Source organism: Mycobacterium aquaticum (genome assembly GCF_002086485.1).
Classification (GTDB): domain Bacteria; phylum Actinomycetota; class Actinomycetes; order Mycobacteriales; family Mycobacteriaceae; genus Mycobacterium; species Mycobacterium aquaticum.
Genome location: NZ_MVHF01000013.1, coordinates 132,993 through 145,078 on the forward strand (window position 1 = coordinate 132,993; position 12,086 = coordinate 145,078).

Here is a 12,086-nt window from a genome sequence, read left to right on the forward strand (position 1 = left end):
CCATCCGTACAGCGCCCCGCCCCGTCCCCGGGCGGGGCGCTGTCGCGTCTGGGGATCGGCGGGGTGACGAATCTCGCACGGCAGCAGCCTGGACAGCCGAAATATATTTAGTTTTACTAACGTAGTATTCGGTAGGCGCATCAAGCGTCAGCTACCAAAAGATTGATTTGCTCAGGGGACTTGATTATGTCGAATGAAACCCGTGAAGAACGGCTCGAGAACCGACTCGCCGCCCTTTATGCCAATGATCCGCAGTTTGCCGCCGCACGACCCGACGAGGCCGTGAGCACCGCCGTCGACCGTCCCGGCCTACGCCTGCCGGCCATCGTCAAGGAAGTCATGGCCGGCTACGCCGACCGCCCGGCCCTCGGGACCCGCGCCGTCGAGCTCGTCACCGACGCCGACGGCCGCACCTCGGCCCAGCTGCTGCCTCGCTTCGAGACCATCACCTATCGCCAGCTCGGCGACCGTATCCAGGCCGTCACCAACGCCTGGCACAACCATCCCGTCAAGCCCGGCGACCGGGTCGCCATCCTCGGCTTCACCAGCGTGGACTACACCACCATCGATGTCGCGCTCATCGAGCTCGGCGCGGTCTCGGTCCCGCTGCAAACCAGCGCACCCGTCGCGCAGCTACGACCGATCATCGCCGAAACCGAACCCAAGGTCATCGCCTCCAGCGTCGACTTCCTCGACGACGCCGTCGCACTGATCCAATCCGGACCGGCCCCGGCCCGCCTGGTGGTGTTCGACTACCGGCCCGAGGTCGACGACCAGCGAGAGGCTTTCGAGGCCGCCAAGGCCGCCCTCGCAGGCACCGATGTCCACGTGGAAGCCTTTGCCGACGTGCTCGACCGCGGCCGCAGCCTCGCCGACGCGCCGCTGTACGTGTCCGGTCAGGCCGACCCGCTGACCCTGCTGATCTACACCTCCGGCAGCACCGGCACCCCCAAGGGCGCGATGTACCCGGAGAGCAAGGTCTCCACCATGTGGCGGATCGCGTCCAAGGCCAGCTGGGACGAGAACCAGAGCGTGTTGCCCGCGATCACGCTGAACTTCATGCCGATGAGCCACGTGATGGGCCGCGGCATCCTCTACGCCACCATCAGCTCCGGCGGCACCGCCTACTTCGCCGCCCGCAGCGACCTGTCGACCTTCCTGGAGGACCTGGCCCTGGTACGGCCCACACAGCTGAGCTTCGTGCCCCGGATCTGGGACATGCTGTTCCAGGAGTACCAGAGCCGGTTGGATCAACGCGGCGCCGGTGTTTCTGCGGAAGAGCATGTGCTCGCCGAAGTCCGCCAAGACCTGCTGGGTGGCCGGTTCGTCTCCGCGATGACGGGCTCTGCCCCGATCTCGGCCGAGATGAAGGCCTGGGTGGAGCGCCTCTTGGAGATGCACCTGCTGGAGGGTTACGGCTCGACCGAGGCCGGCTCCGTCTTCGTCGACGGACACATCCAGCGCCCGCCGGTGATCGACTACAAACTGGCCGACGTGCCCGAGCTGGGATACCTCAGCACCGACCGGCCGCATCCGCGCGGTGAGCTGCTCGTCAAGTCCGAGCAGATGTTCCCCGGCTACTACAAGCGTCCGGAGATCACGGCCGAGATGTTCGACGCCGACGGCTACTACCGCACCGGCGACATCGTCGCCGAGATCGGCCCCGATCAGGTCGAGTACCTGGACCGGCGCAACAATGTCCTCAAGCTGTCGCAGGGCGAGTTCGTCACGGTGTCCAAGCTGGAGGCCGTGTTCGGCGACAGCCCCCTGGTGCGACAGATCTACCTGTACGGCAACAGCGCTCGCGCATACCTGCTGGCCGTGGTGGTCCCGACCGACCCGACGGTATCGAAGCAGGCGATCAGCGACTCCCTGCAGGACGCGGCCCGGGCCGCCAACCTGCAGTCCTACGAGGTGCCGCGTGACTTCCTCATCGAGACAACACCTTTCACACTGGAGAACGGTCTGCTGACCGGCATCCGCAAGCTGGCTCGGCCGAAGTTGAAGGCGCACTACGGCGATCGTCTCGAGCAGCTCTACACCGATCTCGCCGAGGGGCAGGCCAACGAGCTGCGCGAGCTGCGCCGCCATGGCGCTGACGCACCCGTTCTCGACACCGTCAGCCGCGCCGCAGGCGCCCTGCTGGGGGCGTCGACCTCAGACCTGCGGCCCGACGCCCACTTCACCGATCTCGGCGGAGATTCGTTGTCGGCGTTGACCTTCTCCAACCTTTTGCATGAGATCTTCGAGGTAGACGTGCCGGTGGGCGTGATCGTCAGCCCGGCCAACGACCTGGCGGCCATTGCGGCCTACATCGAGGCCGAGCGGCAGGGTTCGAAGCGGCCGACGTATGCGTCGGTACACGGGCGTGAGGCGACCGTAGTGCATGCCGCGGACCTGACCCTGGACAAGTTCATCGACGCCGCGACGCTGGCTGCCGCGCCGTCATTGCCCAAGGCTCCGGCCGAGGTTCGCACGGTGCTGCTGACCGGTGCCACCGGCTTCCTGGGCCGCTACCTGGCCCTGGAGTGGCTGGAACGCATGGACCTGGTCGACGGCAAGGTCATCGCCCTGGTGCGCGCCCGCTCCAACGAGGAAGCCCGCGTCCGCCTCGACGCCATCTTCGACACCGGCGACGCGAAACTCCTTGCCCACTACCAGGAATTGGCCGCCGACCACCTCGAGGTCATCGCAGGCGACAAGGGAGAGGCAAACCTCGGGCTCGACGACGCCACGTGGCAGCGGCTGGCCGACGACGTCGACCTGATCGTCGACCCGGCCGCCCTGGTCAACCACGTGCTGCCCTACAGCCAGTTGTTCGGGCCCAACGCCCTGGGTACCGCCGAGCTGATCCGCATCGCCCTGACCACCAAGATCAAGCCGTTCGTGTATGTCTCGACCATCGGTGTCGGCTGGGGTATCAAGCCCGGCGAGTTCGTCGAGGACGCCGACATCCGGCAGATCTCCGCGACACGTCAGATCGACGACTCGTACGCCAACGGCTACGGCAACAGCAAGTGGGCCGGCGAGGTCCTTCTGCGCGAGGCGCACGACCTGTGCGAGCTGCCTGTCTCGGTGTTCCGCTGCGACATGATCCTGGCCGACACCACCTACTCGGGCCAGCTGAACCTGCCCGACATGTTCACCCGGATGATGTTCAGCCTGGTCGCCACCGGCATCGCGCCCGGATCGTTCTATGAGCTGGGCGCCGACGGTAAACGGCAGCGGGCGCACTACGACGGCCTGCCTGTCGAGTTCATCGCCGAAGCGATCTCCACCCTCGGGGTGCGCGTGACGGACGGTTTCGAGACCTACCACGTGATGAACCCGTACGACGACGGCCTGGGTCTCGACGAGTTCGTCGACTGGCTCATCGAAGCCGGTTACCCGGTGCATCGGATCGACGACTACGCGACCTGGTTGCAGCGGTTCGACACCGCGCTGCGCGCATTGCCGGACAAGCAACGTCAGGCCTCACTGCTGCCGTTGCTGCACAACTACCAGCAGCCCAGCCGGCCGATGCTCGGCGCAGGCGCACCGACCGACCACTTCCGGGAAGCGGTGCAGGAAGCCAAGATCGGGCCCGACAAGGACATCCCGCACGTGACACCCGCGGTCATCGTCCAGTACGTCACCAACCTGCAGCAGCTCGGCCTGCTGTAACACGCTTCCCCACAAGGGAAGATCCCCTGAGCGGCCGCGGTCCCACCAGGACCGCGGCCGATCAGTCTCTGGCCGAGCAGACACGGCGGTACCGGAAACCCCGCGTGTCGCGGACTTTCGTGTCTGCTCGGCCTTAGAGCGCGACCCCGATGGCCACCAGCAGCACCGCGATCAGCGGGAAGATGCCCTGCGTGATGGCGGCGCGGGCCTTGTCCGGTGAGGTGGTGAGCAGAACCAGCGCCGCGGCCAGCATGGAGCCGACCCCGGCCAACACCAGGGCAACACCGACAGCGTTGTGCCCCAGCGTAATTCCCAAGATGCCGATGCCCGTGACGATGGCAAGGAACAGATTGTAGAAGCCCTGGTTGAACGCCAGCTCCTTGGTGATCTCCGCGGTTTCCGCGGTGGTACCGAAGGTCGCTCGAGTGCGCGGCGAGGTCCAGGTGAGCGATTCCATCACGAAGATGTAGACGTGCAGAACTGCGGCGAGGGCGGCGAAAACCAAACCGGCGATGACCATGGGGACTATTCAAACAGCCCGGCCTGGCCAAGACCCGTTATCGGCGGCTGCATGCCGAGGTGAGTCCAGGCCAGTGGCGTGGCCACCCGGCCCCGCGGAGTGCGCGCCACCATCCCGGCACGGACCAGGAACGGCTCGCACACCTCCTCGACGGTGGTGGCCTCCTCCCCGACCGCCACGGCCAACGTCGACACGCCGACCGGGCCACCGCCGAAACTCCGGGTGAGCGCCGACAGCACGGCCCGGTCCAGCCGGTCCAGACCAAGTTCGTCGACGTCGTAGACCTCCAGTGCGGCCTTGGCGATGTCGCGCGTGATGTTGCCGTCGGCGCGCACCTCGGCATAGTCCCGGACTCGGCGCAGTAGCCGGTTGGCGATGCGCGGGGTGCCCCGGGAACGCATCGCGATCTCCGCCCCGGCCTCGGCGCCCAGACTGATGCCGAGGATGCCTGCCGAGCGGGCCAGCACGCGCTCCAACTCCACCGGCTCGTAGAAATCCATGTGCGCGGTGAACCCGAACCGGTCCCGCAGCGGTCCGGTCAGAGCGCCGGACCGGGTGGTCGCACCGACCAGGGTGAACGGTGCGACCTCCAGCGGAATGGACGTGGCCCCAGGGCCTTTGCCCACGACGACGTCGACGCGGAAGTCCTCCATCGCCAGGTAGAGCATCTCCTCGGCGGGGCGGGCGATGCGGTGGATCTCATCGATGAACAACACATCGTGCTCGACGAGGTTGGACAGCATTGCCGCCAGGTCGCCTGCCCGCTCCAACGCGGGACCGGAGGTGAGACGCAGCGATGAGCCCAGCTCGGCGGCGATGATCATGGCCAGCGACGTCTTGCCCAGGCCGGGCGGGCCGGACAGCAGGATGTGATCCGGTGTGCCGCCGCGGTTCTTGGCACCTTCGAGCACCAGCTGCAACTGCTCACGCACCCGCGGCTGACCGATGAACTCGCCGAGCGAGCGGGGCCGCAGGCTGGCGTCGATATCACCTTCGCCGACGGTCAGCGCCGGCGTCACCTCGCGGTCGTCGGGCTCCTCGGTCTCGTCGAACCGACCCATGATTACTTCTTACCGAGCATCGACAACGCCGACCGCAATGCGGTGGACGTGGTGGCCTCGGGGTCGTTGGCCAACACCTTGTCGGTGGCTTCTTCGGCTTGTTTGGCCGGAAAACCAAGGCCGACAAGGGCTTCCACCACTGGACCGCGGACAGCGTGGCCGCCGGCCCCGCCGGTCGCACCGGCGGTGACCGCCCCGATCTTGTCCCGCAGCTCCAGCACCATGCGCTCGGCACCGCGCTTGCCGATACCGGGCACCCGCGTCAACGCGGTCACATCGCCGTCGGCCAGCGCCTGCCGCAGCGCCTGCGGGTCGTATACGGCCAGCGTCGCGAGCGCGATCTTCGGACCGACCCCGGATACGCCGAGCAGCGTCAAGAACAGATCGCGCGCATCCCCGTCGGCGAACCCGTAGAGCGTCATGGAGTCTTCGCGCACGATCATCGCGGTGATCAGCCGGGCGTCGGTGCCACGACGCAGGTTCGCCAACGTCGTCGGGGTGGCCATCACCTTGTAGCCGACGCCTGCGGCTTCGATCACGGCGTGATCGAGTGCGATGTCGATGACCTCGCCGCGGACCGATGCGATCATGCCCGGGCCGCCTTGAGCCTCGCCTGATACTTGCGGCGCTGCTCGGCCGCCAGCGCTTCGGCGGCCGCCATGCGCGCGAGCATCGGCGCCCGCCAGCAGTGGCAGATCGCTAGCGCGAGCGCGTCAGCCGCGTCGGCGGGGGTCGGTTTGGCTTGCAGCGCAAGGATCCTGGTGACCATCTCGGTGACCTGAGACTTGTCGGCCCGACCGTTTCCGGTGACCGCGGCCTTCACCTCGGACGGCGTATGAAAGTGCACGTCGATGTCTCGGCGCGCGGCCGCCAGCGCGATCACGCCGCCGGCCTGGGCGGTGCCCATCACCGTCGACACATTCTGTTGCGCGAAGACCCGCTCGATGGCGATCACATCGGGCCGATGGGTGTCCATCCAGTACTCGACGGTGTCGCTGATGGTGAGCAGCCGCTTCTGCAACGGCGCGTCGGCCGGGGTGCGGACCACGTCGACGTCCAGCGCGATGACCTGCCGGCCCTTCCCGTTCTCGATCACGGACAGCCCGCAACGCGTCAACCCGGGATCCACTCCCATCACCCGCACGCGAACCCTTTCGTCAGAACATCTGTTCGAGAGCCTAGCGCGGGCCACCGACCTGGTGCGGCAGGGACACGCTCAGAACCGGCGGACTCATCGGGCCCGGCGCCGCGTTGCATGCTGGTAGCGACCCGATAAGGCTGGAGGAGACATCATGCACGTCGTGATCGCCGGTGGACACGGCAAGATCGCCCTGATCCTGGAGAGACTGCTGGCCGAGCGCGGTGATTCGGTGACCGGCCTGATCCGCAACCCGGCCCAGATTGCCGACCTCGAGGCCGCAGGCGCCCGGGCTGTCGTGCTGGACCTGGAGCAGGCCTCGGTCGACGAGGTCACCGAGCAGCTGCGGGGTGCCGACGCGGTGGTGTTCGCGGCGGGTGCCGGGCCGGGCAGCGGCGCGGCCCGCAAGGAGACCGTCGACCGAGACGCGGCGATCCTGCTGGCCGACGCAGCCGAGGCCGCCGGGGTCGAGCGGTATGTGATGATCTCGGCGCTGGCGGCCGACGACCGGACCCTCGACGACGGCTACGACGAGGTGTTCCGCGCCTACATGCGCGCCAAGGCGGACGCCGACGCGAATGTGCGGGCCCGTTCGGGGCTGCAGACCACAATCGTGCGGCCCGGCGGGCTGACCGACGAGGCAGGCACCGGCGTCGTACGGATCGCCGAAGCCACCGGGCGCGGCACCGTCCCGCGGGCCGACGTCGCCGCGGTGTTACTGGCCGTGCTCGACGCACCGCGGACGGCCGGCGAGACGTTCGAGGTCATCTCCGGCGAGACTCCGATCGCAGCGGCGGTGGCCGCGATCGGCTAGGGGTCTACGCGGCCGACGCGGCGGCCGGGCCCGCTTCCCCCGCCGCGATGGCCGACTTCAACTCCTCGATCCGGTCGCTGGTGGCGCTCCAGCCACGTACGGCTTCTTCGGCGACGATCTTGTGCTGACGGCGCACCACGATGATCCACGGCGTGCCGAACAGCGACCGGGCCAGCACCCACAGCGGCAACAGAAGCAAAAGCAGCAGGAACTCGGCAGCGACCAGCACTGCCAACAACACCACGGGAATCAGCAGCACCAGCACGACGATGTTCAGCACGATGCTGATGACGTCGTCGCCGTCGGACAGGGACATGTCACCAACGCCCCAGTCTTCGGGCATCTTTCGGCGTGGGCGCCACGGCAGCCACCGCCGGCGCACCGTCCACTTCACGTTCTGGGGATCGCGAACCGCCCCCACTACCGGCTACTCCTCGTCGAGGGCCGCGGCAACATCGTCGGGGATGTCGACGTTGGTGTACACCTCTTGCACGTCGTCGCTGTCCTCAAGCGCATCGACCAGCTTGAGCACCTTGCGGGCGCCGTCGAGATCGACCGGAACGGTGACCGACGGCTGGAAGCTGGCCTCGGCCGAGTCGTAGTCGATCCCGGCGTCCTGCAGCGCCGTGCGGACCGCGACCAGGTCGGAGGGCTCGGACACGATCTCGAACGCGTCGCCCAGGTCGTTGACCTCCTCGGCGCCGGCTTCGAGCACCGCCAGCAGCACATCGTCCTCGGTCAGGCCGTTCTTCTCCAGCGTCACCACACCCTTGCGGGAGAACAGGTAGGACACCGAGCCGGGATCGGCCATGCTGCCGCCATTGCGGGTCATCGCGACCCGCACCTCACCGGCGGCCCGATTGCGGTTGTCGCTCAGGCACTCGATGAGCACCGCGACACCGTTGGGGCCGTAGCCCTCGTACATGATGGTCTGCCAGTCGGCACCACCGGCTTCTTCGCCGGCACCACGCTTGCGGGCCCGCTCGATGTTGTCGTTGGGCACCGAGGTCTTCTTGGCCTTCTGGATGGCGTCGTACAGCGTGGGGTTACCGCCCGGGTCACCGCCGCCGGTGCGCGCAGCCACCTCGATGTTCTTGATCAGCTTGGCGAATTCTTTACCCCGGCGCGCGTCTTTGACGGCCTTCTGGTGCTTTGTGGTGGCCCACTTGGAATGGCCGCTCATGCAGGTACGCCCTCTTTCTGGTGAAACTCCGGCTGCCCATTCTACGTGGGCCGACGCGCAGCCCCGAGCCGACGGGCTTTTGTGCGTAGGCAGCCCGTGTTGGGCATCCGTGCGCCGATGCCGCTGGCGACGGATCGGCACCAGCGCACCGGGCACAGTGACCGGCCGCTCTGGACCGCTACTTCTTCAGCGGGGCGCTCAGGTCGTAGACCGTGTCCGAGCCCACCTTGGTCGAGGTGAAGTTCGCCTTCACCCAGTCGGTGATGTCGGTGTGCGAATTGTTGCCGAAGAAGCCTCCGCCGTGGTCCTTGGGCTCCGGGAGGATGTAGTAGCTGATCTGCCGATCGGCGACATAGGCTTGGAACTGTTCCAGCGTCGGCACCGGATCGCTACCGGTGAAGCCACCGATCGCCATGACCGCAGTGTCGGTGGACAACTCGAGGTTCGCCGCCGCCGACGAACGGTTGATGGCCGCCGACCACTTGGTGGTGGTGCCCCGCAACATCGAATCGACACCAGGGTTGTCGGTGAACCACCCGTGCCCGTGGCTGTCATCGGGATCAGCCGGTCCGACACTCGGGCCGCCGCCGGTGTGCGGCTGACCGAGAGTCGCCACGGTGTACGCCGTCGTCCCGGCGAACGCGCCGATCAGTGCCGCGGCCAGTGCGGCGACCGCAATACCGCGACTGCCGGCACGCAAGCCCCACAGCAGAGCCACGGTGGCCAGCACAGCCACCGCGAGGATGGCCCACCGCAGTGGCGGCAGCCAGGACGCGTTGCGGCCGAGGATCCAGAAACTCCACACGCCGGTTCCCAGAAGCATTGCCACCAAACCGATCTGCCCCAACCGGTCGGCGCGGCGACGCCACATCTCGTGCATGCCGATGGCGAACATCGCGGCAACGGCCGGGGCCAGCGAAAGGCAGTAGTACGGGTGCACGTTGGTCTTCATGAAGCTCAGCACCAGCCCGTCGACCACCAGCCAGGTGCCGAACAGGATGGCTCCGGCCCGCACGATGTCGGTGCGCGGCGCCCGCCCGCGCGACACCAGCACCAGTACCACCGCGAGCAGCGCCGCGGGGACGAGCCAGCCGATCTCGAAACCGAACTCGCCGGTGAACAGCCGTGGCAGGCCCTGGACCTGGTTGCCCCAGCCGCCGAAACCGCCGTGATGCTGGGCGGCAGCGGCGCCCGGGCCACTCGCCGGATCGGGTGTCGGGTGGGCGCCTGGCTTCATGCCGTAGTGGTTGTGGCCCAGTACGCGACCGAACCCGTTGTAGCCCAACACCAGGTTCATGAAGTTGTTGTCGGTCGAACCGGCGAGGTACGGCCGCGAGGACGCCGGCCAGATCAGGGTGAGCAGCACAAACCAGCCCGACGACACGACAAAGGCGACCAGCGAGCCCAGCAGGTGCAGCAACCGTCGGCGCATCACGACGGGTGCGGCGATCAGATAGACCAGCCCGATGGCGGGCATGACCATCAGACCCTCGAGCATCTTGGCCAGGAAGGCGAACCCGAGCGCGACGCCTGCGAGCGCCATCCAGCGTGCGCCGGATCCCCCGAGGGCGCGCACCGCGCAATACGCAGCGGCGGTCATCAACAGCACCATCACCGCGTCGGGGTTGTTGAACCGGAACATCAACGCCGTCACCGGCATGAGCGCCAGCGCGGCACCGGCCAGCAGCGCGGCGCGGGGCCCGCTGATGCGACGCACGGTCGCGTACAGCAGCCACACCGCTGCGACGGCCATCAGCGCTTCGGGGACGAGCATGCTTGCGCTGCTGAAGCCGAACAGCTGGCCTGACAGCGCCATCACCCACTGCGAGACCGGGGGCTTGTCCACGGTGATGAAGTTGTTGGAGTCCAGCGACCCGAACAGCAGGGCTTCCCAGTTCTTCGAGCCGGCCTGCGCCGCGGCGGCGTAGAACTCGTTGCCCATCCCGTTGACAGTGATGTTCCACAGGTAGGCCACCGCGGTGCCGACCAGCAGAAGCGGTAACGCCAGTCGCTCGGCCGACGCGCGACCCCAGCGAACCCGGCGCGGCTGCGGACCGGGATCGACGGCAGCGGGATCGTCTTCGAGAGTCGTTGTCACACGACCATTAAGACCTGCCCCGATTTGCCGAACCTATGTATCCGCCGGGGACTTCCTGTGTCCCGCCCCTGGCCCAGGTCAGCGGCTTGTAAGGACGGTCACAACGAGTCAACGAACAGCTTGTGGATGCGAAGGTCGCCGGTCATCTCCGGATGAAACGACGTCGCGAGCATCGCCCCCTGGCGCACCGCCACGATGTGGTCGGCGGCCCGGGCCAGCACCTGCACGTCGGGTCCGACGCGTTCGACCCACGGCGCGCGGATGAAGACCGCGTGCACCTGGCTGTCGAGACCTTCGAAGTCGATGTCACCTTCGAAGGAGTCCACCTGGCGGCCGAACGCGTTGCGGCGCACGGTCATGTCGATGCCCTTGAGCGGCAGCGCGGCGCGTCCCTCGACTCCGGCGTCGGCGATCTCGGTGGCCAGCAGGATCATCCCCGCACAGGACCCGTAGCAGGGCAAACCTTCGGCGATGCGTGCCCGTAGCGGTTCCAGCAGGTCGAATTCGCGCAGCAGATGGCTCATCGCGGTGGATTCCCCGCCGGGTATCACCAGCGCGTCGACGGCGTCGAGCTCGGCGAGCCGGCGCACCGTGCTCGCGTCGGCCCCTGCGGCGCGCAGGGCAGCCAGATGTTCCCTGGTGTCGCCCTGAAGGGCGAGCACTCCTACGTGCTTGGTCATTTTCCTTCCGAAGGCGTGAAATCCCGCTGGTAGCGGGTCAGCCCCTCTTGCATCACGGCGGCGACCATCGCGCCGTCCCGGTTGAATATCTTGCCCTGCGTCAGTGACCGACCCCCGCACGCCGACGGCGACGACTGGTCGTAGAGCAGCCACTCGTCGGCGCGGAAGGGCCGCATGAACCACATGGCGTGGTCCAGGGAGGCCACCATCAGGTGCTTGCGCACGTCGAGGTGGTGCACCTGCGCGGAGCCCAGCAAGGTCAGATCGCTCATATAGGCCAGCGCGCAGATGTGCAACACGTGATCGTCGGGCAGCGGGTCCCGGTGGCGGAACCACACCTGCTGCTGGGAAGCCTTGCCGGGCAGCGTGCTCACCTGGTCGCGCGGCACGATCCGCACGTCCCACTCGGCGAACTGGGCGAACCCGGCGTCATCGAACGCTCCCCCGGACCGGAAACCGGGCAGGTCGTCCGGCGGCGGCGCTTCGGGCATCGCGTCCTGGTGTTCGATCCCGGTCTGGTCGGTCTGGAACGAGGCCGACATCGAGAAGATCGTCTCGCCGTGCTGGATCGCGCTCACACGACGCGTGCAGAACGAGCCGCCGTCGCGGATGCGCTCAACCAGATACACCGACGGCGAACGGGCGTCACCCGGCCGCAGGAAGTACCCGTGCAGTGAGTGCACGTGAAAGCGCGGGTCGACGGTCCGTACCGCGGAGACCAGCGACTGACCGGCTACGTGACCACCGAATGTGCGCTGCAGAAAGCCTGATTCCGGGCTGAACACGCCACCGCGGTAGATGTTGACCTCGAGTTGCTCGAGGTCAAGGATCTCCTCAATTGCCACCTGTCGTGTTTACCAGCCGCGTTCGGCGAGCCTGTGTGGTTGGGGGATGTCGTCGACGTTGATGCCGACCATGGCCTCGCCCAG

At 67.5% G+C, this 12,086-nt stretch carries 11 protein-coding genes; 2 read left to right on the plus strand and 9 right to left on the minus strand.

Annotated features, from left to right (window positions below; genetic code table 11):
• Positions 1–186: 186 nt before the first annotated feature.
• Positions 187–3,663 carry a carboxylic acid reductase gene (gene car, locus BST13_RS15390; protein ID WP_083164885.1) on the plus strand — a complete coding sequence of 1,159 codons (3,477 nt, stop codon included), beginning with the start codon at positions 187–189 and terminating at the stop codon, positions 3,661–3,663.
• 133 nt (positions 3,664–3,796) lie between these two features.
• On the opposite strand, the gene BST13_RS15395 is transcribed toward car, so the two are convergent.
• The 4 genes from BST13_RS15395 to ruvC are packed head-to-tail and all read right to left on the minus strand — an operon-like array spanning position 3,797 to position 6,388.
• A complete protein-coding gene (locus BST13_RS15395; protein ID WP_083164886.1) occupies positions 3,797–4,183 on the minus strand; it encodes a DUF1304 domain-containing protein in 387 nt (128 codons plus the stop codon).
• A 5-nt stretch (positions 4,184–4,188) separates the two neighbouring features.
• A complete protein-coding gene (gene ruvB, locus BST13_RS15400) occupies positions 4,189–5,244 on the minus strand; it encodes a Holliday junction branch migration DNA helicase RuvB (RefSeq protein WP_083164887.1) in 1,056 nt (351 codons plus the stop codon).
• A 2-nt stretch (positions 5,245–5,246) separates the two neighbouring features.
• Positions 5,247–5,834 (minus strand): Holliday junction branch migration protein RuvA, encoded by a 588-nt coding sequence (ruvA, locus tag BST13_RS15405; RefSeq protein ID WP_083164888.1) that lies wholly within the window; start codon positions 5,832–5,834, stop codon positions 5,247–5,249.
• Positions 5,831–6,388: a crossover junction endodeoxyribonuclease RuvC gene (ruvC, locus tag BST13_RS15410; protein ID WP_029372290.1), complete on the minus strand. Its 558-nt coding sequence runs from the start codon at positions 6,386–6,388 to the stop codon at positions 5,831–5,833. Before ruvC ends, ruvA begins: the two co-directional genes overlap by 4 nt.
• A 148-nt stretch (positions 6,389–6,536) precedes the next feature.
• Between ruvC and BST13_RS15415 the strand changes: the two genes are divergently transcribed.
• Positions 6,537–7,196, plus strand: coding sequence for an NAD(P)H-binding protein (locus BST13_RS15415; protein ID WP_083164889.1), 660 nt, complete (start codon positions 6,537–6,539; stop codon positions 7,194–7,196).
• A gap of 4 nt (positions 7,197–7,200) precedes the next feature.
• On the opposite strand, the gene BST13_RS15420 is transcribed toward BST13_RS15415, so the two are convergent.
• The 5 genes from BST13_RS15420 to tesB form a co-directional block, all read right to left on the minus strand.
• Positions 7,201–7,617 carry a hypothetical protein gene (locus BST13_RS15420; protein ID WP_083164890.1) on the minus strand — a complete coding sequence of 139 codons (417 nt, stop codon included), beginning with the start codon at positions 7,615–7,617 and terminating at the stop codon, positions 7,201–7,203.
• A 6-nt stretch (positions 7,618–7,623) separates the two neighbouring features.
• On the minus strand, positions 7,624–8,379 hold the full coding sequence (locus BST13_RS15425) for a YebC/PmpR family DNA-binding transcriptional regulator (protein WP_083164891.1): 756 nt from the start codon (positions 8,377–8,379) through the stop codon (positions 7,624–7,626).
• Positions 8,380–8,557: 178 nt separating this feature from the next.
• A complete protein-coding gene (locus BST13_RS15430) occupies positions 8,558–10,477 on the minus strand; it encodes an ArnT family glycosyltransferase (protein WP_083164892.1) in 1,920 nt (639 codons plus the stop codon).
• A gap of 98 nt (positions 10,478–10,575) precedes the next feature.
• A complete protein-coding gene (pdxT, locus tag BST13_RS15435; protein ID WP_083164893.1) occupies positions 10,576–11,157 on the minus strand; it encodes a pyridoxal 5'-phosphate synthase glutaminase subunit PdxT in 582 nt (193 codons plus the stop codon).
• Positions 11,154–12,002, minus strand: a complete 849-nt coding sequence (gene tesB, locus BST13_RS15440) for an acyl-CoA thioesterase II (protein WP_083164894.1) — start codon at positions 12,000–12,002, stop codon at positions 11,154–11,156. Before tesB ends, pdxT begins: the two co-directional genes overlap by 4 nt.
• Positions 12,003–12,086: the final 84 nt, after the last annotated feature.